General features: G+C 63.4%; 19 protein-coding genes, 1 other RNA gene and 2 pseudogenes. 9 read left to right on the top strand and 13 right to left on the bottom strand.

Annotated features, from left to right (window positions below; all coding sequences use genetic code 11):
* Positions 1-58: 58 nt before the first annotated feature.
* Genes XARJCFBP2528_RS15910 through XARJCFBP2528_RS15900 form a run of 3 tightly spaced genes read right to left on the bottom strand, consistent with a single transcriptional unit; the run spans position 59 to position 3,500 of the window.
* A complete protein-coding gene (locus XARJCFBP2528_RS15910; RefSeq protein WP_016900946.1) occupies positions 59-1,327 on the bottom strand; it encodes a DUF3526 domain-containing protein in 1,269 nt (422 codons plus the stop codon).
* A complete protein-coding gene (locus XARJCFBP2528_RS15905; protein WP_016900947.1) occupies positions 1,327-2,763 on the bottom strand; it encodes an ABC transporter permease in 1,437 nt (478 codons plus the stop codon). The genes XARJCFBP2528_RS15910 and XARJCFBP2528_RS15905 overlap by 1 nt, the downstream gene beginning before the upstream one ends.
* Positions 2,760-3,500, bottom strand: coding sequence for an ABC transporter ATP-binding protein (locus XARJCFBP2528_RS15900; protein ID WP_016900948.1), 741 nt, complete (start codon positions 3,498-3,500; stop codon positions 2,760-2,762). The genes XARJCFBP2528_RS15905 and XARJCFBP2528_RS15900 overlap by 4 nt, the downstream gene beginning before the upstream one ends.
* 514 nt (positions 3,501-4,014) lie before the next feature.
* Between XARJCFBP2528_RS15900 and XARJCFBP2528_RS15895 the strand changes: the two genes are divergently transcribed.
* From XARJCFBP2528_RS15895 to XARJCFBP2528_RS15885, 3 genes and pseudogenes are all read left to right on the top strand, one after another.
* A complete protein-coding gene (locus XARJCFBP2528_RS15895; RefSeq protein WP_026064011.1) occupies positions 4,015-5,865 on the top strand; it encodes a M14 family metallopeptidase in 1,851 nt (616 codons plus the stop codon).
* A gap of 296 nt (positions 5,866-6,161) precedes the next feature.
* Positions 6,162-7,523: pseudogene (locus XARJCFBP2528_RS15890) on the top strand (methyl-accepting chemotaxis protein); the annotation flags it as partial.
* Between the two features lie 582 nt (positions 7,524-8,105).
* A pseudogene (locus tag XARJCFBP2528_RS15885) lies at positions 8,106-8,843 on the top strand (DNA/RNA non-specific endonuclease).
* Positions 8,844-8,882: 39 nt separating this feature from the next.
* Here the strand turns inward: XARJCFBP2528_RS15885 and XARJCFBP2528_RS22770 are convergent.
* The 4 genes from XARJCFBP2528_RS22770 to XARJCFBP2528_RS15870 form a co-directional block, all read right to left on the bottom strand.
* Positions 8,883-8,958, bottom strand: a non-coding RNA gene (locus tag XARJCFBP2528_RS22770) — sX9 sRNA.
* A gap of 157 nt (positions 8,959-9,115) precedes the next feature.
* Positions 9,116-9,460, bottom strand: coding sequence for a hypothetical protein (locus XARJCFBP2528_RS15880; RefSeq protein WP_016900953.1), 345 nt, complete (start codon positions 9,458-9,460; stop codon positions 9,116-9,118).
* A gap of 51 nt (positions 9,461-9,511) precedes the next feature.
* On the bottom strand, positions 9,512-9,745 hold the full coding sequence (locus XARJCFBP2528_RS15875; RefSeq protein WP_016900954.1) for a DUF1653 domain-containing protein: 234 nt from the start codon (positions 9,743-9,745) through the stop codon (positions 9,512-9,514).
* Positions 9,746-9,869: 124 nt separating this feature from the next.
* Positions 9,870-10,067 (bottom strand): hypothetical protein, encoded by a 198-nt coding sequence (locus XARJCFBP2528_RS15870; RefSeq protein ID WP_016900955.1) that lies wholly within the window; start codon positions 10,065-10,067, stop codon positions 9,870-9,872.
* Between the two features lie 176 nt (positions 10,068-10,243).
* Between XARJCFBP2528_RS15870 and XARJCFBP2528_RS15865 the strand changes: the two genes are divergently transcribed.
* Entirely contained in the window at positions 10,244-10,489 is a 246-nt protein-coding gene (locus XARJCFBP2528_RS15865) for a hypothetical protein (RefSeq protein ID WP_016900956.1), read from the top strand.
* Here XARJCFBP2528_RS15865 and XARJCFBP2528_RS15860 read toward each other — a convergent pair.
* The 5 genes from XARJCFBP2528_RS15860 to XARJCFBP2528_RS24005 all read right to left on the bottom strand — a co-directional run bounded on the left by XARJCFBP2528_RS15860 (position 10,442) and on the right by XARJCFBP2528_RS24005 (position 16,295).
* Positions 10,442-11,920, bottom strand: coding sequence for a SulP family inorganic anion transporter (locus XARJCFBP2528_RS15860; protein ID WP_039816130.1), 1,479 nt, complete (start codon positions 11,918-11,920; stop codon positions 10,442-10,444). The genes XARJCFBP2528_RS15865 and XARJCFBP2528_RS15860 overlap by 48 nt on opposite strands.
* Positions 11,921-12,337: 417 nt before the next feature.
* On the bottom strand, positions 12,338-14,137 hold the full coding sequence (locus XARJCFBP2528_RS15855) for a chloride channel protein (protein ID WP_047124874.1): 1,800 nt from the start codon (positions 14,135-14,137) through the stop codon (positions 12,338-12,340).
* A gap of 167 nt (positions 14,138-14,304) precedes the next feature.
* Complete coding sequence (gene map, locus XARJCFBP2528_RS15850) at positions 14,305-15,081, bottom strand: type I methionyl aminopeptidase (protein WP_016900959.1); 777 nt, start codon at positions 15,079-15,081, stop codon at positions 14,305-14,307.
* Positions 15,078-15,290: a ParD-like family protein gene (locus XARJCFBP2528_RS15845; protein WP_016900960.1), complete on the bottom strand. Its 213-nt coding sequence runs from the start codon at positions 15,288-15,290 to the stop codon at positions 15,078-15,080. Before XARJCFBP2528_RS15845 ends, map begins: the two co-directional genes overlap by 4 nt.
* Before the next feature lie 534 nt (positions 15,291-15,824).
* Positions 15,825-16,295 (bottom strand): hypothetical protein, encoded by a 471-nt coding sequence (locus tag XARJCFBP2528_RS24005; RefSeq protein WP_047124873.1) that lies wholly within the window; start codon positions 16,293-16,295, stop codon positions 15,825-15,827.
* A 37-nt stretch (positions 16,296-16,332) separates the two neighbouring features.
* On the opposite strand from XARJCFBP2528_RS24005, the gene XARJCFBP2528_RS15825 reads away from it, so the two are divergent.
* From XARJCFBP2528_RS15825 to XARJCFBP2528_RS15805, 5 genes are all read left to right on the top strand, one after another.
* A protein-coding gene (locus XARJCFBP2528_RS15825; protein WP_102596353.1) for an IS3 family transposase occupies positions 16,333-17,477 on the top strand; the annotation gives its coding sequence in 2 pieces (ribosomal slippage) (positions 16,333-16,570 and positions 16,570-17,477; 1,146 coding nt in all).
* Between the two features lie 310 nt (positions 17,478-17,787).
* The gene (locus tag XARJCFBP2528_RS15820) at positions 17,788-18,450 is read left to right on the top strand and encodes an imm11 family protein (protein ID WP_016904489.1); all 663 of its coding nucleotides are present in this window, start codon (positions 17,788-17,790) and stop codon (positions 18,448-18,450) included.
* 44 nt (positions 18,451-18,494) lie between these two features.
* Positions 18,495-21,329 (top strand): XVIPCD domain-containing protein, encoded by a 2,835-nt coding sequence (locus XARJCFBP2528_RS15810; RefSeq protein WP_080591412.1) that lies wholly within the window; start codon positions 18,495-18,497, stop codon positions 21,327-21,329.
* 99 nt (positions 21,330-21,428) lie between these two features.
* On the top strand, positions 21,429-22,655 hold the full coding sequence (locus tag XARJCFBP2528_RS22755; protein WP_115655273.1) for a HEPN-associated N-terminal domain-containing protein: 1,227 nt from the start codon (positions 21,429-21,431) through the stop codon (positions 22,653-22,655).
* A 120-nt stretch (positions 22,656-22,775) separates the two neighbouring features.
* Entirely contained in the window at positions 22,776-23,231 is a 456-nt protein-coding gene (locus XARJCFBP2528_RS15805) for a hypothetical protein (RefSeq protein WP_016904492.1), read from the top strand.
* 55 nt (positions 23,232-23,286) lie between these two features.
* Here XARJCFBP2528_RS15805 and XARJCFBP2528_RS15800 read toward each other — a convergent pair whose 3' ends face one another.
* Complete coding sequence (locus tag XARJCFBP2528_RS15800; protein ID WP_016904493.1) at positions 23,287-24,018, bottom strand: hypothetical protein; 732 nt, start codon at positions 24,016-24,018, stop codon at positions 23,287-23,289.
* Positions 24,019-24,087: the final 69 nt, after the last annotated feature.

Raw genomic sequence — 24,087 nt, 5'->3', positions numbered from 1 at the left:
GCGCTGGGCCCGGGTCGCAAGTGAGACAACGAAGGTGAGGGGTGACACGCAGTTGCCGCTATGACGCAGGATCGGCGCTTGCATCGAAACGTGGCGCGCGCCCGAAGTCGTCGCGCGCAAATGGGCGGTCGCGGAACAGATAGCCGTAATAGAACGTCCGCAGTGCCCGGTGATAGGCGCGGATGCGGTCCTGGTACGCCAGTTGCGCGCGCAGATCGGTGCCTGCCAGGCGCGTCAACGCGGCCTGCAACGCCACCGGTGGCAACACGCCGGCCACACGCTGCGCCAGCGCTTCGCGTCGCTGCAAACCTTGGCGATACGCTGCGACCTGTGGGGCCACCTGTTGGTCGCCGTTTTCGTGGAAGGCGAAATACCACTTGTAATGAAACGCGCCGGTCAGCGGCGCCGAGTCCGCCCACTGCGGGTTCTGCGCGTAGAAGGCCCGCATGGTGTCCTGGCGCGGAATATCCCAGGCGTGGTTGACCGCTTCGCGCTGCAGCCGCGCGATCTCGCTGCCTTGGTTGACCGGCACTGCCTGGTTGATTGCCACATGCGCCAACGCCGGTGCAACCAGCGCCAGCACCACCCAACAGGTCGCCAGGGCGGTGGCATGCGCGGCAGGGCGCCAGTGGATGCGCCCGACCAGCACCGACAGCAGCACCCAGAACAGCAGATAGGCGCAGGTCAATGCCAGCACCGCGAGCTGCTGCAGCAGCGGCACCGCATTGAGGGTTGCGGCAATCACAAACGGCACACTCAGACACACCAGCACCGCAGCTGCACGCACCGCCACGCGCCGCACCAGCAACGCGGTGCCCGCGCCCGGCAATGCGGCGAGCATGCGCGCACGCCCGGCCTCGCGCTCGCCCGAGCGCAGATCGAACAGCAGCGCGATCACGAACAACGGCAGCAGGAACACCAGCACGAAGGCGTAGTCGAAGCGCCCGGCCAGTGCCAGCTCCGGGTTGTAGCTATCGCCATCGTGGATCTGCGCTTCCAGGCCCAGCGCGCGGACACGTAGGATGTACGGCGACACATCGCGCATGCCCACCGCAGCAAATGCCAGTGGCGTGGGCACATCCCAGGTCGGATGGAAGCTGTAGTAGGCCGCGCTGCCGGCGTCGTTGGAGCGCGCCACATAGTCCTGCACCGCTGCGATGTCCTCCTGCTGCAGCGCTGCAATGCGCGCGATGTTGGCGCGTTGCGCAGCGATGAGGTGCTGGCCGGAGAGCAGGCTGCACACGGTCAACACCGCCAGCAACAGCAAGCCGGCCAGCGCGGCGCGTGCGCGCAGCAACAGCAGCAGTTCGTATTTCCACAGCAGCATCAGCGCGCCACTCCCACACGCCGGCCGGCCACCACCAGCATGCACAGCGCCGCCAGCAGCCAGGCACCGACCAGGCCAAGCGCCGCGCCTGCGGCGCGCAGCACCTCGGTGGTGGCCGGCGGCTGGAATGCGAACACCGGGATCGCATGCCAATGCGCGGAGGAGATGCGCTTGCGTTGGTCGGCACCGGCATCCTGCGCGGTGTCGTCGGCCATGCTTACCGCATCGGCCTGCAGCTGGTTGAGCTGCTGCACTAGCGTGTAGCGGTAACGCTCGGCCTGGGCGAGAAACCGCTCATGCGCACGCAGGTCGGTTTCTGCCAGCGTCATCGACAGCTCGCGCAGCGCAACCGTGGGGCTCAGCAAGGCGAACGTGCGCACCAACAAGTTCTGTTGCTGCTGGATGGCCGAATCACGCGCGGCGTAGCGCTCGAACAGGCTCGCGGTGAGCCGCTCGCCTTCCAGCGCCAGCAGGCCCTTGTAGTTGACCGGCAGCTCTTCCACCCGCTGCACCCCATAACGCGCCAGCGTCTGCTGCTTGAACTGCGCAAAGTGCGGGTCATCCGGGTTGTGGCTGTCGCCGAGCGTGCGCAGGTCGCGCTGGATCGCCACATCGGTTTCCAGCCGCGTCGGCAGGCGATACGCGGCACTGGCCACATCCGGTGCCACGCGTGGCACCAGCAGGGCCAGCCACACCCACACCGCCAGCGACACCAGCAACGCATCGCGGCCGCGCCGGCACAGCATCGACACCGACAGCACCAACGCGCACCACACCAGCAGATACACCGCATACGCCAGCACCAGCAGCGCAACCCGCAGCGCCTGACCCGGCAACGACGCGATCGGCAGCAACCCGACCAGGGCCGGCAACAGGCAGGCTGCGGCCACCACCGCGAGCGCGAGATATTTGCCGCCGAACAATTGCCCACGCGTGGCACCCTGCAGCAACAGCGCGCGCAAGGTACCGGTCTCCTGCTCGCGCGCCACCGCGCCATAGCCGAGAAACACCAGCAGCAGCGGCGCCAGCACCTGCAACACGAACGCGGGGGTGAGCTGGCCGAAGCGCACCAGCAGCGAGCTCTGACGCACATCGCCGAAGTTGGCGGTGTTCTGGCGATGGCCTTCCAGGAACATGCTGTTGCCGGTGAACGCGTCCACGCCGGCATCGAAGGCGGCCAGCGCCGGCAACGGGCGATAGATGAAATGGCCGTAATGCACCACCCGATGCGGGTGGCGGTCCGGCTGCGCTTCGAAGGCCTGCTGCGCGGCCAGTTGCTGGCGCGCACGGAACTCGGCCACCTCGCGCTGATGATGCGCGGCGGTCAATGCCGCCACCAGCGTGAGCAGCATCAGCAGCACCACACCGATGGCAGCGGAACGGTTGCGCGCCATGAAACGCAGTTCCTCGCGCGCGACCAACAGCACAGGACTCATGCAGCCCGATCCTGCTCACGCGCAAAACGCGCATGCAAGCTGCGCACGTCGAAGCCGCTGTCGCCGGCACCGATGTCTTCGGCAATGCGCCCGTGTTCCAGGAACCCAATCCGGTCGGCGACATCCACTGCGCCGAGCAGGTCATGCGTCACCATCAGCACCGCGCCACCGCGCTCGCGCACGCTGCTCACCAAGCGGTTGAAGTCACCAATGGCGCGCGGGTCCAGGCCGGAGGTTGGCTCGTCCAGCAGCAACACCGGCACCTGGCGCAGCGTCGCCACCGCGATCGCCACCTTCTGGCGCATGCCCTTGGAAAAGCCCGCCAGTCGCTGGCGCCAGGCCTCGCGCTGCAGGCCGGCAGCGGCCAGCGCCAGGCCGATCTCGGCCTGGCTGCGGCGCTGGCCGGCCAGCGCGAGCAGGTAGTCGGCATTTTCCAGCGCGCTCAGGTGCTCGTAGAGCGCGACGTTTTCCGGCAGATAGGCCAGCCGCGCACGTGCGGCGCCAGGGTCGGCGACCGGGTCGATGCCATCGACCCGCAGGCTGCCGGAGGTGGGTTTGACGAAGCCGAGCAAGCTGGAAAGCGTGGAGGACTTGCCGGCGCCATTGCCACCGAGCAAGGCGTAGACACTGCCGGGGGCGACCTGCAGATCCAGCCCCTGCAGCACGGTGCGGCCGCGGTAGGCCACGTGCAGGTTGCTGATCGAGATCGCGGGGGTGGCTGTGGGACTGGAAAGCATGACAAGGCGATGGGTCAACGAAATGATACGTTATCACATTTCGATAGGTGCTTGAGTCGGACGGCCTCTCGAGCGCGCCAACCGACTATCAGCGAACGCGCTGCGTCCTGCCTTTGGCGACACCTATATCCGAGATGCCGCGAAAACACGCAGGCTCCGCAGCGCCTGCAATCGGCACGTCCCGCTGGTAATCGCCCGCTTCGTGAAGCCGGAGGTCGCGTGCAGCGGACGTGCGACGGTGGCCGCCGAGGTCCCGGCCTTCTTCAGGTGGCTCGACTCAAATGTTACTGTATTACGCAAATACCCTGCTGTTAGCTGTAGCGCCGGAGGCAGCGAACTCCCCGCGCCGCGCAACCTGCGCGTAGGGAATGACCAGATCCCGACGCATGCAACCTGCTGCAATGCGTCGATGCGGCGTGGCACCTTTCAAAGGCCGCCGCCGCTGCCGATGCGGCCATCCGGAATCAGCAGCCCTGCCACGTCCTCCCCTCAATCGAGCTCCCGTACCTCCCCCATGACTTCCGATACGCGCCCCTCCGCCCCGCACGCTTCGCACCCGCCCGGACTCGCTGCCGATAACGCCATAGCCGAGATCATGGCACGCAGCACCGCGCGCGCAGCCGCCGGCCTGCTCGCCGCAACCCTGTTCACCACCGCACAGGTCAGTGCGCAGTCCATCGACACCAGCGCGCCACTGCCGCCGGTAGGCGCCTGGCATGGGGCCAGCGAGGCGTTGATCGTCGCACCGGACGATCCGTGGAGCACGCCGGCAGAGCGCAACGATTTCGCCAGCACCCCCAGCTATGACGAAACGCGCGCGTGGCTGGAACGCCTGGTCGCCGCCTCGCCGCTGCTGTCGCTGGACGTGTTCGGCAAGAGCAGCGAGGGCCGCGACCTGCTGCTGGTCCGCGCGCACAAGGGCGCGCCCGGCAAACCGGTGGTACTGGCGCAGGCCGGCATCCACGCCGGCGAGATCGATGGCAAGGATGCCGGCCTGATGCTGCTGCGCGATATCGCGCAACGCGGCAAGGACCACCTGCTCGACCAGGTGGATCTGGTGTTCGTGCCGATCTTCAATGCCGACGGTCACGAGCAGCGCGGCCCGCTGATCGGCGCCGCATTGCGCGGCCCACAGCAGATGGGCTGGAACACCACCACGCGCGGCATCAATCTCAACCGCGATTACCTCACCCTGGAAGCGCCGGAAACGCGCGCGATGGTCGCGTTGCTGCATCGCCTGGATCCGGCGCTTTACATCGATCTGCATGTCAGCGGTGGGCTGGATCACCAGTACGACATCACCTTTACCTTCGCCGGCTGGGGCACCTATGCGCGCTCGCGCGCCACTGCCGACTGGCTGCAGCAACGCTTCACGCCGGCGGTGAATACCGCATTGCGCAAACAGGGCAACGAACCGGCCATCTACCCGAGCCTGATCGACGAAGACGAGCCGCGCTCGGGCCTGCGCTACGCGCCGGAAGGCCCGCGCTATTCCACCGGGTATGGCGACTTCGCCGGCATCCCCACCGTGCTGGTGGAGAACCATCGCCTGAAGTCGTACCGGCAGCGCGTGCTGGGCGACTATGTGCTGCTGGAAGCAGCACTGCGCGTGGTTGCCCGCGATGCAGGCAACATCGATGCGGCCAAGCGCGCCGATCGCGCTGCCCGCCCGCAGGAACTGATGGTGGCCTGGGAACGCCTGCAACAGCCGATCGCCCAGGTGCCGTTCAAGGGCGTGAGCTACACCCGCGCGTTGTCGCCGGTGTCCGGGCGGCAGGAACTGCGCTGGGAAGGTCGCGATGAAACCTGGACCCTGCCGGTGATCGGCTATCGCCAGACCCAGGCGGTGCGCTACCCGCTCGCCTGGTGGATCCCGCCCGGCAACGACGATGTGGTGGAACTGCTCAAGGCGCACGGCATCACTTACGAACGCCTGCAGCAGCCGCGCCAGCTCCAGGTGCAGCAGATCCGCGTAGTGAAGGATGCCGGCACGCAAACGCCGCACGCCGAGCCCGTGGAAGAAACCTTCGCCGCCGGCAGCGTCCGCGTGCCTGCCGATCAACCGATGCGCATGCTGGCGGCCGCGTTGCTGGAGCCGCAGAGCAGCGACTCGTTGCTGGCCAGCGGGCGTTTCCGCAATGCCGGCAGCCCCGACAGCGGCTTGTACGGCGCCGAACTGGTGGACTTCAGCGAGCGCGTGCTGCGCAGCGACGCTGCCCTGCGCGCCGCCTTCCAACGCAAGCTCGCAGACGATGCCGCATTCCGCGCCGATGGCGATGCGCGGCTGCAATGGATCTATGCGCGCTCGCCGTATGCGGCGATCAACGGCTGGCGTTATCCGGTGCGGCGCCAACTGGCGGAGTGACCCTGCGCATTGCCGATTGCACGCTGTGGGATCGGCAATGCGGCTCAAGCCTCTTTCATATCGCGCATCGCGCAAGGCCAGTGGCGACGGCAACGGCGACCGCGTCGGCATCGATACCGGCAGCAACGTCGCATGCATGCCGGCAGACAGGGTGCTTCACCACGCACTGCACGCTCCATCATGCGTGCGTGCCCTCGTGTCTGTCGTGCACGATCACGGCCACATCAGCCACGCTACGCAGCGCGCTCAGCGCAGCGCCGGCGCCTCCACTGGCGCATGCTCGGCCATCAACCCACCAGCTGCTGCAGGCGATGGACAGCATGCAGCGCCAGCTGCGTCGCGTGATCCAGGCGCAGACCGACATGGGCGACAAGCATGAGGCCGGCATGGTCAGTCACCGCATCGCCGAGCAGGAATTTCCCGGCGAATTCGGCAGCATGGTGCGGGCCAGCAACGCGCTGGTGTCCAGCCATATCGCGGTGACGATGCAGATCGTCGCATTGACCGAGCGCTATGCCGCCGGCGACCTGTCGCAGCAGCTGGAGCCGTTGCCGGGCGAGAAGGCGGTGATCAGTCAATCGATCAACGATGTGCGGGCCAGCCTGTTGTCGATCAATGGCGAGATCAAGCGGCTGGCATCGGCGGCGGCGGCGGCGGCGGGCGACTTCAGCGTGCGTGGCGACGAGACCGCGTTCGAGCATGATTTCCGCCAGATCGTGGTCGACCTCAATCACCTGATGAGCAGCTCGGACCAGAGCCTGGGCGCGGTGTCGCAGGTATTGCAGGCGATTGCGAGCGGCGACCTGACCACGCGCATGCACGGCGACTTTGCCGGCGTGTTCGCGCGCATGCGCGACGATGCCAACACCACGGTGGACCGCCTGACCGACATCGTCGGGCGCATCCAGCATTCCTCGTCGGAGATCGATACTGCGGCCGGTGAAATTGCCGCCGGCAATCAGGACCTGTCGCGGCGTACCGAACAGCAGGCGGCCAGCCTGGAAGAAACCGCCGCCTCGATGGAGGAACTCACCTCCACCGTCAGGCAGAACGCCGAGCATGCGCGACAGGCCAACGAACTGGCACGCAATGCAGCCGGTGTGGCCTCCAAGGGCGGCGAGGTGGTCAGCCAGGTCGTCGGCACCATGTCGGGCATCGAAACCTCCTCGAAGAAGATCGCCGAGATCATCAGCGTCATCGATGGCATCGCGTTCCAGACCAATATCCTGGCCTTGAACGCGGCGGTGGAAGCCGCACGTGCCGGCGAACAGGGCCGCGGCTTTGCGGTGGTGGCCTCGGAAGTGCGCACGCTTGCGCAGCGTTCGTCCGCTGCGGCCAAGGAGATCAAGGAGCTGATCGACGCCTCGGTGGGCAAGGTGGCCGAAGGCTCGGTGCTGGTGCACAAGGCCGGCACCACCATGACCGAGATCATGGGTGAGATCACCGCCGCATCCAGCGAGCAATCGGCCGGCATCGAACAGGTCAACCAGACGGTGATCCAGATGGACGAAACCACCCAGCAAAATGCAGCGCTGGTCGAGGAAGCCATGGCCGCGGCACGGGCGATGGAGAAGCAGTCCAGCACCCTGACCCAGCTGGTCTCGTTGTTCCAGCTGCAGCCTGCCAGCGCACCGCAGCTGGAAAGAGAGGTCGCATAGTCGACCGAGCGGATCGTCTCGCGACGTCTTTGACGCCCTCTTCTGCATGGACTGCAGAAGGGGGTTTTTTGTGCCGCCGGTGGCGAACGCGGCGCTGGCACGGCAGCGTCGCAAGGCGCGCATCTTGCGCCGACGAACGGCACTGCGCTGCTTCCGACCTGACGTCTGGCGGTGTCGCCTGCCAGTGTGTGCTGGCGTATCCCGACCGCAAGGCGGGCGGTTGTCCGACAGCAGTGACCGCGTCTTGCTGATGGCGCAGCTATGCGTCATCGCAAGAACCCTGGCGCGGAAGGGCATCCGCACGCTCCAGGCATAACCATGGGCTTATCGCCTGCCAGCCCGTATGCCGCCCAATGCGCGATACCTGTCACAGTTTTGTCGGAAAAACTGACGTGGCCGCACATTCCTCACGCCTACGTCACCACCAAGCAACATTTGCATGCGATAGCTGTCGCGCTCGCTAAAAAAAAAGCGAGCCAACTATCCCCCTTCCAGCGCGCGTTCCGCTGAGCGTCGATCTGCCCCCCGGCAGCCGGCGATGGCGTCGTGCGTCCGATTGATTTTCCAGGAGATTCACTGCCCATGCGCTTCCGGACTTTCTTCGCCGTTCTGCTGTTCACCGCTGCCAGTGCCAGCGCAAACGCCCAGGTCGTCACCCTCAACAAGGGCGGCTACACCTTGCGCTACGACTGCACCAACCACACCGCGTTGCGCTACGAGTACGTGCTGCAGGCCGATACCGGCTCGGCCGCGCGCCCGTCCAGTTTCAATCTGGACACCGAACTGCCCAGCGGTTGCGCCGGCCAGACCTCCACCGCCTCCTAAGCCAGCGTGCGCACCGGCTACGATCGCGGGCACCTAGTGACCTCCAACCACATGGACTACAACGCGACCTACATCCGTCGCGCCAACCTGATGTCCAACATCGTGCCGCAGGTGTCCAGCTTCAACCAGGGCATCTGGGTGCGCGCCGAAAACGTGGCCGAGTGTTACCGCGACATCGCCAGCGTGCAGGTCTACGGCGGTGTGATCTACAGCGACACGACCAACGATTACTTCCTGAGCAGCCACGGCATTCGCACCCCGGACTTCTTCTGGAAGACGATCATCACCGCCAACCCGGGCGGCGGCACCCGCGCAATCAGCTGGCTGATTCCCAACAGCGCCAACCTCGGTTCGCTGGACAGCTACATCGTCAGCATCGACGAACTGGAAGACCTCTACGGCGCCAGCACCATCGGCATCACCGCACCGGCCGCCGTCAAGGCCATGCTGCCCGCCACCACCTGGCCGCAGCCGAGCAATTGCGACCTGGGCTGAGTGCGGCTGCCCGCTTCTCTAGTTACGTCGATCAAGAGCGGCTGACACCATTTGCGAGCAGTCGTCGGGTGGGTACGAACGGCGCCTCCGGCACCGGAGTGTCCGAATGGCCCTTGCCGATGCCGTGCACCGGCCGTACCCATCTGGCGCTGAGCGCAGCAGCCTGCTCAGCCGCTCTACACCGCTGGGCGGTTGATCCAGCAGACAAGGCCCGGGATTCCCGGGCCTTGTCGTTGCAGGCAGCGGCACGCCTGGCCCGCTGCAACGCGCACTCAGGCCTCGGGCGCGGCAAGCGCCGCAAACCAGTCCGCGTACGGCGTGTTCTTGACCAGATGCCGATTGAAGTCTTTGGCACCATCGCTCCACCACACCGGGCCGCGCTCTCCCAGCGCCGTCTTGGCACGGTCGACCGCCGCACGCGCTGCAGCCAGCCGCCCGGCATCCTCATCGCGCTTGGCCACCTTGACCGCGCGTCGCGCGTCCATCAAGGCGGCGACCAGCCCGGCACGCACGTCTTCGCGCAGATGTGGGTTGGCGGTACGCCAGAGCCGGCCACGCACGATCAGATACCGGCCATCGGGCGTGGTGACAGGCGCAGCATCGGCGGCGGCGGTCATTGCCAACGTACTCGCCAACAATCAAGTAACGTCGGGCAGACCAAGCCGCGCCTACTCGACCCGCGCAAAGCGCGGACGCGCAACACCATCCACCTCGACCTGCTCGACGAACATTGCATACGGCCGCACCCACAGACCGACGTCGCTGTCCAACGGGCGATAGAGCACCATTGGGGCCAGCGTCTCGCTGCAACGCACGACGCCGAGCACGTCATAACGGCCGCCCTTGAAGTGGCGGTACTGGCCCAGCGCGATGCTGGGCAATGGCGCCAGGGAGGTGTCCATGGATGTCACAGGATGGGCAATCCGCAAGTCTAGGCAGCATGGCCGGCCACAGCCAGCACATGCCGCAACCGGTGCCCTCTGCCGGGTTCAGCGTTGCACGGCCGCGTGCAACGCTGCCACGCGCCTACTGGTCGTCGTCGTCGTCTTCCGCGCCCAGGTCGTCATCGTCCTCTACCGGATCTTCGATGCCATCGTCGTCATCGATCTCGCTGTCCTGTGCAGGCCCCTCCTGGATCGGTGTGCTGTCCCTGCCCGGTGCCTTGATGCCGTTGGGCGGGGTCGGATCGTCTACGCCGCGGTTGCCGTTTTCGTCGTTGCTCATGGTCTGCTCCAGCGGTAAAAGACCGCACAATCACCCTCCTCCCGCCGATGTGACGCGCACGTGTGTCCTGCACGATGGCAGCGCCACCGCGCGGCCATGCGTGGGACGAACGAGCGCGACTGCATCCGGCCGGCGCCTGTGGCCGTAGTGATGAGAACGCCCACGGAGTCACCCGCATGCCGAGCCTGATCAGCGACCTGAAAGACCTGCTCGCCGCCTGGAAGGCCGAGGCCGGAACCTTCGATGCCTGCGACATGCCGGCTTCCGCGCTGGCCTTCCGCGACTGCCATCGTCGCCTGTCCGCGTTGCTGGACGACCATGCACGCCACGCGGCGGCGCCGACGGCCGAACTGGCCGCGCACGAGCAGCCGGGCTCAGTGCCCCAGCTGCAGGCGCGCGCCATCGCGCCGATGGGTTCCTAAGGTTTCGATCAGCGTATCGCTGGCCTGATTCACGCCGATCACCTCAACCTCGGCGCCGTGCGCGCGCAGCTTGAGCACCACCCGATCCAGCGCCGCCACCGCGCTGATGTCCCAGAAGTGCGCGTGGCTCAGATCGATCAGCACTTTCGGCGGCGTGCCCGGGAAATCGAAGCTGGCCACGAACTGCCCGGCCGATGCAAAGAACACCTGGCCGCGCACCGCATACACGCGCACTCCGTCGTCACGCTCGCTGGCCTCCACCTGCAACATGCGCCCGACCTTGCGCGCAAAGAACAGCGCCGACAGCAGCACTCCGGCCAGCACGCCGCGGGCCAGATCGTGCGTCCATACCGTGACCACGACGGTGCCCAGCATCACCACCGACGAACTCCCCGGGTGCGTGCGCAGATCGCGTAGCGAGCCCCAGCTGAAGGTGCCGATGCTGACCATGATCATCACCGCCACCAATGCCGCCATCGGGATCTGGCGCACCCAGGGCGCGCCATACACCACCATCAGCAGCAGGACGACGCCGGCCACCAGGCACGACAGGCGCCCGCGCCCGCCCGAGCGCACATTGATCACCGATTGCCCGATCATCGCGCAGCCGGCCATGCCACCGAAGCACCCTGCCAGCAGGTTCGCCAGCCCCTGCCCTGCGCATTCGCGGTTACGCTGCGACGGGGTATCGGTGAGGTCTTCGACAATCTGCGCGGTCATCAACGACTCCAGCAGGCCCACCACGGCCAGCGTCGTCGACACGGGCAGCAGGATGCGCACGCTGTCCCACGTCAGCGGCACGTCCGGCAGCAGGAACACCGGCAGGCTGTCGGGCAGACGACCCATGTCGCCCACGTTGCGGATGTCGATGTGCCAGTAGGCGCACACCGCCGTCAGCACCACGATGGCGACCAGCGGCGAGGGAATTGCCGTGGTGAAGCGCGGCAGCAGATAGATGATGGCCAGGCCCGCTGCACACACCGCATGCACCGGCCATGGCATGCCGACCAGCTCCGGCAACTGCGCCAGGAAGATCAGGATCGCCAACGCATTGACGAAGCCGCTGATCACCGAGCGCGAGACAAAGCGCATCAATGCGCCCAGGCGCAATGCCGCGGCGATCAGCTGCAGCAGGCCGGCCAGCACGGTGGCCGCCAGCAGGTACTGCAGGCCGTGCTCCTTGACCAGGTCCACCATCAACAACGCCATTGCGCCGGTGGCGGCCGAAATCATGCCGGGTCGGCCACCGGCGATCGAAGTCACCACCGCAATACAGAAGGCCGCGTACAGCCCGACCTTGGGGTCGACGCCGGCAATGATCGAAAAGGCAATGGCTTCGGGAATCAGCGCAAGCGCGACCACGATGCCGGCGAGCACATCGCCACGCACGTTGCCGAGCCATTGCTGGCGCAACGAGAAAACTCTGGACATTGAAACGACTCCGCGCACCGGCAAACACACGGCGCGAATACATGAACGTCAAACACCTGGACCTTCGCAGCAACTGCGAGCGCGTGATGCCTTAGGTCAGGGTGGTGTCATGTGTCGGAGGAAATCGCTCTGGACGAGGCTGCATGCTAACGCGCTGCTATCGGTCTGCACAACCCGACTGCGCGTTGCTGCGCACGCGCGTAAAGCAGTCGAGGCCGGGCAACGCTGCCGATGCGTGAGTACCACCAACGCGCAGCCCGCTGAAAGCCGCGTGCTGGCATCCCATGCTGCCACTGTCGATGGGCAAGCTGCATGCGTCGCGGGCGCAGGGCGCTGCGTGAGACACCGTCTGCACGCAGTGGATCTAGCGGGCCAGCATGCGCCCTGTCGCTTCAGCCGCTGCCGGCAGCGCGTGGCTCAGTCATCGCCGAGCACACGCTCGCCCATCAGTTCGCGCTCGCGCTTTTCCAGTTCTTCGGCATAGCGCTTGCGCACGAAGCTTTCCGACAACACGCCCAGCACCTTGCGTTGGGCGTCGATCACCGCCAGTTCGTCGGCCTGCGTGACGTCGAAGACCTTCATCACCGCCACGATGTCGGTGTCTGCCAGCAACGCCGCATCGCGGTGCTTGGCATAGTCGCTCACCGGCGCATCGGCCTGCACGTTGTCCGCGTACAGCACTGCCAGCGGCACCACACCGGCGTAATGGCCGGCGGCGTCTTCCAGCACCACGCGCTGCGTGGACCCCAATGGAAACCGCCGGCGAAACTCGCTCACCGTGGTGTCGTGCGCGGTGTGGTTGGCGTCCTTGCGCATCATCTTGCCTGCCGACAGATTGCGCACCCACCCCACGTCGCGTGCACTGCGGATGTTCTCGCCACGCAGATGCAGGCGCCAGGTGGAGAACGAATAGCCAAACACCTGGCGCACCACGGTGTTGGCCACCAGCACCGCCACAATCACCGCGCTCGCCAGCACAAAGTCGTGCGTGCCCTCCAGGATCAGCATGGCCATGGTCATCGGCGCACCGACAATGGCTGCCGCCAACGCAGCCATGCCCACCAACGAGGCGCTGGTGATGTCCACCGCCGCGGCGCCGACCAGCAGGTTCAGGAACACCGCAAACAGGCTGCCCACCAGCGAGCCCATGAATAACGAAGCGAAGAACAGCCCGCCACGGAAGCCGAAACCCAGCGAGATGCCCGACGCGATGCATTTGAGCACCAGCAAACCGGCCAACACCTGCAGCGTGCTGCTGCTGGTCAGGTCCAGATGCAGGGCGCCATGTCCCGACGACAGCACTTGCGGCGAATACATCGCCAACGGAATCAGCAGCAACCCGCCCACCACCGGGCGGCCCCAGAGCGGCAGCTCGATCCGCCCCACGGCGCGTTCGATACCGGCCACCAGCCGCATCACCGCAATGCCGATCAACGCGCAGGTCAGCCCCAACGCGATGTAGATCGCATAGTCGCGCGGCTGCAATTGATAGGCGACCGCCGCCGGCAACGAATACGGCGCAGCACCGAGCGCATTGGCCATGAACGCGCCGGCCAGCGCCGCTGCGGCCACCGGCGCAAGCGCTGACGGCGTATAGGCGCCGATCACGATCTCGAACGCGTAGAACGCACCGGCCAGCGGCGCCCCAAACGCACCGGCGATCGCGCCTGCCGCGCCGGCACCGACCAGCGTGCGCATGTCGGCCCGGCGTACCCGCAGGACACGGCCCAGCTGCGAACCGGCGCCTGCGCCCATCTGCGTATAGGTCGCCTCCAGCCCCACCGATGCGCCGAAACCGTTGGACAGCAGCGTCTGCACCGCAACGATCAGGTTGTCGCGCATCGACATGCGCCCGCCGTGCAGGGCATTGGCTTCCACCGCATCCACCAGCGGCCGCTTGCGCCGCCGCGCCAGCAAGGCCACCAGGCCCACCAGCAGGCCGCCCAACGGCAACACCAGCAACTGGGTGGTGGTGATCGATTCGGCGGTACTGAGCCGCTCGCCTGGCGCAAGCGCGTACAGCCAGGCCTGCAGCGCATGCGCCATGCCGGCCTGCACCACCATCAGTGCCGCAGCGATCAGCCCAACCACCGCCGCAAGCCCGATGAACCACAGATCGTTGGCGCGCAACTGCCGGCGCAACCACTCCAGCGGCCGTCGCCAGGATGCTGCCGCCGGGTGCACGGCGTGCGTAGGGTTGTGAGGAAGTGGCTGCATGGAAGACCAGCGCTCCGCCGGATCAGGGTGCCGGCGCACGGGAGACGTCAGCGATGCGGCCTAGTGTGCAGCAACCTGTCTGACCTGCCGCAGTCTGGCCGCGGCAGTGCACGCAACGAACACAGCGGCGGCAGCTGGCGCAGGCCACGCGCCGGGGGACGGCGTGCTCACCCCAGCGCACACAGCGGCTTTTCGCCGGGGCGCAAGGTCAGCACACGCACCCCGGTACGCGTGACCGCCACGGTGTGCTCGAACTGCGCCGACAACTTGCCGTCGCGCGTATGCACCGGCCATTGATCCGGCTCGGCGCGGATCGCTGCCCTGCCCTGATTGATCATCGGCTCGATGGTGAACACCATGCCTTCCTGCAGCTGCATCCCGGTGCCGGCATGCCCGTAGTGCATGATCTGCGGCTCTTCATGCATCTGCCGGCCGATGCCATGCCCGCAATATTCCTTCACCACGCTGTAGCCCTGCTCGCGCGCATGCCGCGCGATCGCATGACCGATGTCGCCCAGCCGCGCGCCCGGACGCACCGCCGCAATCGCCTTCCACATCGCCTGATAGGTGGCCTGCACCAACCGCCGCGCCGGATACGCCACCTCGCCCACCAGATACGTCGTGCTGGAGTCGGCGATATAGCCATCCTTTTCCAGCGTAATATCCAGATTGACGATCTGCCCGTTGCGCAGCACGTCCGCGGCCGCGGGCACGCCATGGCACACCACATCATCGATCGAGGCGTTGAGCACGAAGGGGAAGTCGTACTGCCCCTTGCTGGCCGGCCGCGCGCCCAGCTCGTCGACAATCATCCGCTCGACGAAGTCGTTGAGTTCCGGCGTGCTGCGGCCTGCCAGCGGCAGCTGATCCAGCGCATGGAACACCTGCGCCAGCAGCGCACCGGCGTTGGCCATCAGCGCAATCTCCGCCGGCTGCTTGATCATGTCCGCGCCGGTTTCAAGGTTTGCGGCCGCACGCCTGCCGCGCGCAGTTCCTGCGCCACGATGTCCTGGAACGAAGATTCCGGATGCATCTCGCACAGCATGCCAACCTTGATCCAGAAAGTGGCCTGCGCGTTGATCGACCGGCTGGTCACCGTGCACGCGCGGCGCAGCTGATCGTGCAGTTCGTCATCGATATTGACGATGCCCATGCAAGCTCCAATGTCGTGAATATACGGATCGTATATTAAACGTATAAACACCCGCAATGCCGGCAGTTGCCTGCGGCTGCGCTCGCTGGGTGCCAGGCGAACGCAGCCGGGAAGACATCAGGCAGCGCAGCGCTAGTGACCGGCAACCGGCGAGCGTGCCCCCGCAGCAAAGCCATGCTGTCGGGCACGCCATGCAATCAGCAACCCGATTGCCAGCAGCAGGGCCATGGCAACCGGAAAGGTCTGCGCGCCCCATCGGTCCAGCAGCACACCGCCCACCACGCCACCGCCGGCGATGACGCTGCTCCAGGCAACCACATTGAGCGACAGCGCAACATCGGCGCCTTCGCCTGCGCTGTCGGCAAGCGCGGTCTGCAGCAGCGTCGCCGCGCCGCCAAAGGTCAGGCCCCCTTACCCCATCTAGATGGACAGTCCGCGTAACAATTTTGGCCGAGCTAGCTAATGGAGCTGAGAGGACACATCGCCGGAAGTGCATCAAGCGCGGGCACGCGTGAATCTTACCCGGCGGTTAGGTCAGTAAGCTTGCCCAACGACGTCCGACATGTCCTCGCAAAATCTTTCGAATCCAACGATTCCATCGTTCTCGTCAGCAGTCCAGTAGAGCGTGGATGTTGCAGTGAGCGCGAGTATTCTCCCCCCGGCTTTGGCGTCGAAGTTGAGCCATTCCGCGTCTGCATAGAGTTGCTGGAGATGATTGAACACGAGCTCGTTGAGAGGGTCGAGACGACGACTCTCTCCAAAGTGGCAATACTGGTTTCTCGCACCATAGACGATGATGCCTAGGGGCAAGTGCCCCACTTCTCTGCCAACGCAAAATTTCAGAGGAAGTTCGAACTTCTTCTTGATCCGAGCGGCCGGATAATCGCGGATTAAACGGTTGATTTCAGATTCAAAGTGCAGGGCACCTGCACTCTTAATCGGCAAGGCACCATGCAGGTCGATGATCTTGTGAGCCAGCTGATACGCCCAGGGTTTCCTAGACATCTCATGGCCATGGAAAATGGTCGATTCGGAGGTGTCTATGAGCAGCAAGCGGTATACGGATGAGTTCAAGATCGAGGCGGTCCGGCAAGTGACTGATCGTGGGTTCAAGGTGGCAGAAGTCGCCGAGCGGCTGGGTGTCACCACGCACAGCCTGTACGCCTGGCTGCGCACGTTCGGCAAGCCTGGCGTAGTGCAGCGCGCCGAGGTGGACCAGAGCGCCGAGGTTCGGCGGCTAAAGGCAGAGTTGCGTCGAGTGACCGAGGAGCGCGACATCCTAAAAAAGGCCGCCGCGTACTTTGCCAAGGGGTAAAGGCAAAGTACGCCTTCATGCAAGCCCACTGCGGGGAATTCAGGGTGTGTGTGATGTGCCGGGTGTTGCGGGTCAACCGGGCGGGTTATTACGCCTGGTTACGCTCGCCCGACAGTGAGCGCGCCAAGGAAGATGATCGCTTGCTTGGACTAATCAAGCACCACTGGCTGGCCAGCGGCAGTGTTTATGGGCATCGCAAGATCACCACGGATCTGCGCGATCTAGGTGAGCGTTGTAGTCGCCATCGGGTGCATCGGCTGATGCGCACCGAGGGACTGCGTGCCCAGGTGGGCTATGGTCGCAAACCGCGCTTCCATGGAGGGATGCAGTGCAAGGCGGCTGCCAACCTGCTTGACCGACAGTTCGACGTGACGGAGCCGGACACGGCCTGGGCGAGTGATTTCACCTTCATCCGCACGCATGAAGGCTGGATGTATTTGGCTGTTGTGATCGATCTGTTTTCCAGGCAGGTCGTCGGCTGGGCGATGCGCGATCGGGCCGACACCGAGTTGGTCGTGCAGGCCTTGTTGTCTGCGGTGTGGCGGCGCAAACCCAACGCTGGTTGCTTGGTTCATTCGGACCAAGGGTCTGTCTACACCAGCGATGACTGGCGCAGTTTCCTGGCGTCCCATGGCTTGGTGTGCAGCATGAGTCGGCGTGGCAACTGCCACGACAACGCACCCGTGGAGAGCTTCTTCGGCCTGCTCAAACGCGAGCGGATCAGGCGGCGGACCTATCCCACCAAGGACGCCGCTCGCGCCGAGGTATTCGACTACATCGAGATGTTCTACAACCCCAACCGCCGCCACGGTTCAACTGGCGACTTGTCCCCTGTAGAGTTTGAACGGCGCTACGCGCAACGAGGGTCTTGAGTGTCTACGGAACCCTGGGCGTATCAGGCACCTTCCCGCCACTTGAGCCTTGTCTCTGACGTGCCGTTCTAACGGGTAACACAGGTAACGCCGGTAACAGAGAGGCTGAAATCCTCTAGTATCAAGGAGCTACGCTCGCGATCTGCACCCGAGCCGCCTGGTAACAGGCCGTAACGTGGGTAACGGGGCGCCAGGGGGTGGAAGTCTCCTAGCGCATGTTTGGCTACCTCCCTTACAGGCTTGCTACCCGTTGCCATAGAATCCCTGAGACCAAAGGAATCAGCCGCGATCTGCGGCGCACCCGTCCACGATGGAAATCACCATGAACGATGAGGCAGCAATCCCCGTCACCGTCGCGAGCGACTCCCACCTAGGAGAATTTTTTGTCCTCCGGCCGAGCTTCCGGGGCAATGGTCAGAGCGCGGGCTTGAAGATTGCCAACGAAGAACTGCTTCTCCCCCCTGGCATGAACACCATGGATCCACCCAATGGTGATCCAAGCCAGTATCCGGTGAGGCCGCACCTAGTGCAGGTGCCGGGACAGCAAGAGATGCCGCGTGATTTCGAGAAGCTGGCAGGCATCTGGATCGTCTCGGAAGCGTTGAAGCAGGTGTTCGACGCCGTCGATCCGAAAGGCTTCGCCTTTGCGGCTTGCGACTTAACCCTTGCCGACGGCACGCAGGGTCCCAAGTACTACCTCTGCAGCGTGACGCGTTGGCTTGATGCGCTTGATGAGAGTGAATCGCGAGTTCAGATCGAGATCGAACACGATTACGAGACTGGGGAAGACCTCAACTTCTACAGCGTATCCGGCGGTGCAAGCCTGGTATTCAATCGGGAAGTCGTTGGTAACGCCCACATCTTCCGTCAGTCACGCCTGGGAACCGAGGCCATTTGTGACCGCGTTCTGTTCGATGCCTTGAACGCAGCCCAACTTAGCGGCCCTTCGCTGAGAGATGCCGCAGACCTCTGACGCGTCAAACCCTCGATACGGATTTCTGAGCGGGAGTTGCACCGATGGCTGACACACCGGTTTTCCAAGGACACCATGTCATTGAGCAAGCGGCTTTCAGTGAGAGCCGATTGCTGCAGTCGCTTTCCAGAAGCGGACTGTTCGATTTGCATGGTGCACGCAACATCCTCAATCTTCCGGCCGACCAGGCGCTGGCGGCCAAGATGGGACTGTCGCCGCACCCCGGTGGACCGCTTGGGGCGTATTCAGAGGAACTTGCAAATCGGCTTGAAAGATTGGAGCTCTCCCCCGACGGACAAGCAACGCTGCGCGGCGATCAAGCCGCAGCACAGCGCATCGCGGCTAGAGTCAATGGCCTGACCGACACACTCAAGGTGGGCTTGGTCAATGGCGACCTCATAAGCAACACGCCGCAGGGCATGACCCCACAGCAGGCGAACGCAAAGATCCGAGCTTTTCATGGCGATCTCGCGGCTTACCAACAAAGTCATGCTGGGCAGATTGCCGATGTGGGAAAGATGGCCGCAGCAGAGGCACGCTGGGCCGGCGTGACACGGTCTGAAGGCAATGTCCAACTGGCGTTGGATGCGATCGATCAGCCTGGATCGTCCACCCTCAGTGATAGGTGGGGCGGCCGGCAATCACTGGGCGAAGCAGTTGCTGAAGCGAACCAAGCCGGGCGCCTGCCAATCACACAACCGATGGAGGCGCGTCTGCGCCTCACCTTTCCCCAAGAAATGCCACCGATACTGGCACGGCCACCGATTGCGCCCCGGATGCCCGGCGTCCCAGGCGAAGGCAGCATCGTGGCCGGCGAAGGGCTTGCTGCAGCAGAAGCGGCCGGAGCGCGCGGGCTTTCTGGTGCTCGCGTCGCGGGTGCAGCCGGCGTAGCGCTGATGGCCTACGACTTCGCCGTGACCGGCCACCGCGTTGTCCAGCTAAGTACGCAAGGCAACGACACAGGCGCAGAGTCAGCAGCCACGCACTTCGTTGGCCGCAATGCAGGCGGCATCGCAGGCGGCTTCTTGCTTGGTGCAGGTTACGGTGCCATCACAGGGTCGTGGACGGGGCCTGGGGCGCTGGCGACTGGCTTGGTCGGCGGCGTGGCGGGCGCCTACCTTGGCGAACGTTGGGCCGAGAAGCAGGACATCAACCGGATCTACACACAGCCAGACCGCAGTGGCAACGAGTGGACGCGCAACCCGGAAGATCCCCAAGGCACTTGGACGCGCACGGTGAGCGCGCCGATGCCAAACGGCGGTTTTCAGGAAACGCGTCTGATTGCGGCTGGCCGCCTTGCCGATGAGCTGAATTACCGCGCGGCTAACGACTCATATTCACTCGGGCTGGCAAATCCACCAAAGCCGCAGGATCCATATCGCCTGGATGCCAAGGCCGAAACGCATCCGCCGCGCGAGCCGTTTGAAACGGGCCGCGACTACGTGCGCGATGCGCAGACGGGCGGGTGGCAGCTTGAAATCAGGGAAAACATTGACGGCAAGATACCAATCACGCGTAACGCGCCGGTCAGTGCGGAGCGTGCGAGTGGCTTGGAGCAGCAGTCGCAGACAATCATCGCGCAGAACGCGGCCAATACGCCGGAAGCAACTGCGGCCCGCTACCAGATCGCCTACAACCAGTTCGGCTGGAATGAGTTCACCAATCGCGAGCCGGTGCCGCAGGCCATCACGAACGCGCGCACGCAGCCGCAGCCCTTACAGGCTTCTGACGGTAACTCCTATACCCGCGACGCCAGCGGCGAATGGACCACGCCCGGCACGTTCTACGGCACCAATGCAGCCACCGGCAACACGCGCGAGGAATTGAACAGTACGTGGCAGAGCCAACAGGCCGGGCTTCAAGACATGGCGTCGATGGCGGAGGTCGCCCGCAGCAATCCCACGCCGACGCAGAGCGACTTGCACAGCCAGGTGGCCGGGATGTACGCCCGCGCCGGCATTACACGCACTAACGCGCAGATTGATGCCGCCACGGCGGCAATTGCACAAGACCACGCGCGCGATACAGGCAAGCAGATGCCTTTCTTCCTGCAGCTGCAGAAAGATGGCTCGATCGCCACGGTAGTTGGCCAGAACGACGACCGCATGGAGATCAGGGCAACCACGACGGCAGAAGAGATATCGCAAGCAGAACGGCAACAAGCCATGCCTGCCAACGCCACCTCGCCCAATCCCCCTGCGCAGTCGCCTCATACACAACAGCCCGCAGCACCACCGACGCAAACCCCCTTACCCAGCGCACCGTCGGCGCAGACAGCACCGGGACGTTCGTCTGCGCTGGATGACGACCACGCGCAAGGGCGTGCGGCATCCATGAGCACCACCACAGCACATGTCAGCGCACCGGGAATGAAGACGGGGGCGCGCTCTGTCGCATCGCAAGATCCTCGTGAAGACGAGCAGCCATCTGTGAATCGTCAGAGCGCCGCCGGCCCGAAGCCGCAAGATGCTGCATTGGTGGAGCAGCTACGCTCTTCCATCGCAAGGCTCGATGAAAGCGCCAACAAACCTTGGGATGAGCGCAGCGATCGCATGGTTGCGAGCGCGTACAAAATGGCCGTGGATGCGGGATTTAAGCCGGGCGACAAGGTGGACGTTGCACTGAACGTCCCGACGGACAAGCTTTCGGGCGGAGTGACGATGTTCGTGATGCGCACAGGTCCAGGCGCATCCCCGGATCCCTATGCCAACCGCGCGCACATGCCAACAAGTGAAGCGCTAGCGGCCGCACCGGAGCAGCAATATCTAGCCGCTAGCCAAGTACGTGATAGTCAAGAACAAACGCGGTTGCAGGAGCTCGCGCAAACACGCGATCACAGCCAAGATGACCCCGGTAGGAGCGGCCCAAGGATTGCATAGCTAGCTTAGGCCCATGGATTCCTTGGCCGAATTTAAACAATCAAAGAATTGCAACAGGGCATTCATGGCTGTCTCTTGATCCAAAAGCATCGCCAAACCATGACATTGGAGAAACCCAGAATATTTTTCTCCATGATCCATACAGTCCAATTAACGGAAAACTTCGGGGCATCAATGGGCATCGCGAAGAGGGAATGGATGGAAGCAGAAGAAAGGGGCTGGGTCGAGGTTGAGAAGACCGCGTGCCTTCAATGTATCAACGACTCTGATATTTGGAGGCAGTGTTGTTCTGCGGCTGCCTATGGCAACTGCAGCTACTGCGAAAAAGATGACCACCCGATCGTGCAGGTAAGATGCTTACAAGAGACGCTATATAGAATAATACACACTTACTATGCTGAGCCTGCGAACGCAGGCACACCCTACAGTGATGGCGAGTGGATCGTAAGAACCTTTGATACGGACGAAGTACTCGCACAGCTAGGCTTCTACCCAACAGATGATCTACGAGACGACATTGTTGGCACCGACCGAATTAGCTACTGGGTCGAAGCGACCAACGGGCACTGGGCAGACATTCAAGAACACGAGATGCTGCTCCATTCTTGGTCCAACTTTACAAGAACAATCAAGCATCAGACGCGCTTTAACTTTCAGCGAGTTGCCGAGGATATCGATCCGCAAGAAATCCACGTTACTGAGATGCTTGATGTGATCGGACAGGAATTACGACCACTTATCAGGGTACTAAATAGCGGAACAATTCTTTATCGTGCCAGACACCTTACGCAAACAGACGCTGAGGTGATGAATGGATCAATGATGGGCCCGCCACCGAAGACTCTTGCAACGGCGGGAAGGATGAATCCAGCAGGGATACCTTATTTTTACGCTGCGTTCGATATTCGCACTGCTCTTGCTGAGATAGGCCCACCTCTTGCCAATTATTTAGCTTCGGCCTGTACTTTTGAGGTCAAGCACTCATTGAACATTGTAGATTTCAATGCACTGCCCGCCCCCCCATCAATGCTGGCTATAGATCAAAAATCGGAGCGCACAAAAGCGCTCTTTTTAAACGAATTCGTTAAATCCATCACCAAACCCATTGAGAAGGACGGGCGAGAGCACATCGATTATGTGCCATCTCAAGTGGTATGTGAATTCTTGGCACAGGCTTTCCTATTGGATGATGGATCTACCCTTGATGGAATTATTTACCCTAGCGCAGCCAATCCCGGCGGGACGAATCTTCTAGTATTTCCCTCAGGTCACTGGTTTGATTCAAACCGATTCAAAGCACTGGAATTTTTAGGCCCTGCAGGCTAAATTAGATATCAACATCTAGATGCATACTCTGACTCGCTGATCGAATGCGGACTCCATCTATGCGTGACGTGTACCTTTTCCACGTTAATTTTTACCACTAATTCGGACGTGGATATCACTATGGCGAAGAAGTCAGATGCGAAGCGAAAGGCGAAATTGAAGGAGCGCCGCAAACAGGCAGAAGCGGCTCAGTCAAAGACCTTAGCTGCACCTAGCGAGGTTGGGGCATGGTTCGCGGCTCACGATGCCGAGCCCAACATAATGGCTGAGCTCGTTACTGAAGATGGAGCGCTTTTCGCTTATGTCGAAGGCGATGGAAATGAATGGACTTTGATTGTCGAGGACAACCCAGTTGCAGGCACGAGCGATGAAATTGTTGCGCTTGGCATGCTTTTAAACGTCGCAGTAGATGGATTGGCGACTGGCAACACAAGCAGGTTGCATTTCTCGCAATGGCTCGCCCAAGAGATTGATGAGCGATGCGAGGCGGCGGGCATCGATTGGAGCAGCTTCGCACGCTCGCTTCTACCGCCTGAAAAGCGTTTGCTATTACTTCCCGCTGTGCAGGCCATCTAATTGACTGGCCCGCCCATGACACAACTGGTCGAATTAGTGCGTCAGATGACTGCGATCAGACCGCGCGAATCACGATGCTCTGCTGTAGCTGTGCCCGGCGAAGCGGGCGTCCTATCAGGCTCATGTCGACCCCGTTTAGCTCCAGCTTCCCCATCACTTCGGCTTGAGTCACCTTGTCATTCATAGCTTCCATGCGCTTATCAACGTACCTGCCTAGCTGTTCAAAGAACGCCGATCGGACCTCGCTATCGCTTGCCATCGAGCCTGCTGACGACACAGTGGCTGCACGTTTGTACAACACCAATGCATGCGCAACCTCGTCACCTACGTTTTCCACCATGGCGTCGAATGCTTCACGTGACGCCAGTTCGGTCACGGCGCTGCGCTTGCCAATAGCCACCTCGGCAAGCTCTGCGACGGTTACCTCCATCGCTGTGATCTGCATTCCGATTTCCTGACTCATAGCGGCGTATTCCTCGACCAGCGTCAACGCCGAAGTTTCAGCTGCTCGCAGCTTTTGGATGTCACGGGTCAGCGTGCCATCAGCTTCACGTAGCAGCCCGCTCCATTGCTGGCGCGCTGAGTTGGCCTCTGCCTGCGCCGCATCGCGTGCGCGCGTCATCGTGGCCGCACGCTCGGTGAGCGCCTTCTTGCGCGCCAGCGCCTCATGGAGTGCATGTGCTGCAGCGTCATATGCCGCACGCACCGGGCATGATTCGGCGGCAATCGTCACAGCTTCTTTCGCGGCGCCACTTGTGTTGGGGATGGTCTTTTCGCTCTTGCTCATTCGGTACTACTCCAGTTGTTCGGCAGCCGCATGCACTCACGCACGACGGCGGCCAAGGTGATGACACGC

Origin of the sequence: Xanthomonas arboricola pv. juglandis (genome assembly GCF_001013475.1) — a bacterium.
GTDB classification, from domain to species: Bacteria; Pseudomonadota; Gammaproteobacteria; order Xanthomonadales; family Xanthomonadaceae; genus Xanthomonas; species Xanthomonas arboricola.
The sequence above is the reverse complement of the archived record's forward strand: the minus strand, read 5'-3'. Positions and strand labels throughout refer to the sequence as shown.

Bases quoted from the DNA above. Each gene is read 5' to 3' on its own strand.
- XARJCFBP2528_RS15900 (WP_016900948.1), bottom strand. From the start codon at position 3,500: ATGCTTTCCAGTCCCACAGCCACCCCCGCGATCTCGATCAGCAACCTG.
- XARJCFBP2528_RS24005 (WP_047124873.1), bottom strand. From the start codon at position 16,295: ATGTCTAGGAAACCCTGGGCGTATCAGCTGGCTCACAAGATCATCGAC.
- XARJCFBP2528_RS15880 (WP_016900953.1), bottom strand. From the start codon at position 9,460: ATGACCGCCGCCGCCGATGCTGCGCCTGTCACCACGCCCGATGGCCGG.
- XARJCFBP2528_RS15805 (WP_016904492.1), top strand. From the start codon at position 22,776: ATGGCGAAGAAGTCAGATGCGAAGCGAAAGGCGAAATTGAAGGAGCGC.
- XARJCFBP2528_RS15875 (WP_016900954.1), bottom strand. From the start codon at position 9,745: ATGGACACCTCCCTGGCGCCATTGCCCAGCATCGCGCTGGGCCAGTAC.
- XARJCFBP2528_RS15905 (WP_016900947.1), bottom strand. From the start codon at position 2,763: ATGAGTCCTGTGCTGTTGGTCGCGCGCGAGGAACTGCGTTTCATGGCG.
- XARJCFBP2528_RS15800 (WP_016904493.1), bottom strand. From the start codon at position 24,018: ATGAGCAAGAGCGAAAAGACCATCCCCAACACAAGTGGCGCCGCGAAA.
- XARJCFBP2528_RS15865 (WP_016900956.1), top strand. From the start codon at position 10,244: ATGCCGAGCCTGATCAGCGACCTGAAAGACCTGCTCGCCGCCTGGAAG.
- XARJCFBP2528_RS15870 (WP_016900955.1), bottom strand. From the start codon at position 10,067: ATGAGCAACGACGAAAACGGCAACCGCGGCGTAGACGATCCGACCCCG.
- map (WP_016900959.1), bottom strand. From the start codon at position 15,081: ATGATCAAGCAGCCGGCGGAGATTGCGCTGATGGCCAACGCCGGTGCG.
- XARJCFBP2528_RS15820 (WP_016904489.1), top strand. From the start codon at position 17,788: ATGGAAATCACCATGAACGATGAGGCAGCAATCCCCGTCACCGTCGCG.
- XARJCFBP2528_RS15910 (WP_016900946.1), bottom strand. From the start codon at position 1,327: ATGCTGCTGTGGAAATACGAACTGCTGCTGTTGCTGCGCGCACGCGCC.
- XARJCFBP2528_RS22755 (WP_115655273.1), top strand. From the start codon at position 21,429: ATGACATTGGAGAAACCCAGAATATTTTTCTCCATGATCCATACAGTC.
- XARJCFBP2528_RS15855 (WP_047124874.1), bottom strand. From the start codon at position 14,137: ATGCAGCCACTTCCTCACAACCCTACGCACGCCGTGCACCCGGCGGCA.
- XARJCFBP2528_RS15860 (WP_039816130.1), bottom strand. From the start codon at position 11,920: ATGTCCAGAGTTTTCTCGTTGCGCCAGCAATGGCTCGGCAACGTGCGT.
- XARJCFBP2528_RS15810 (WP_080591412.1), top strand. From the start codon at position 18,495: ATGGCTGACACACCGGTTTTCCAAGGACACCATGTCATTGAGCAAGCG.
- XARJCFBP2528_RS15845 (WP_016900960.1), bottom strand. From the start codon at position 15,290: ATGGGCATCGTCAATATCGATGACGAACTGCACGATCAGCTGCGCCGC.
- XARJCFBP2528_RS15895 (WP_026064011.1), top strand. From the start codon at position 4,015: ATGACTTCCGATACGCGCCCCTCCGCCCCGCACGCTTCGCACCCGCCC.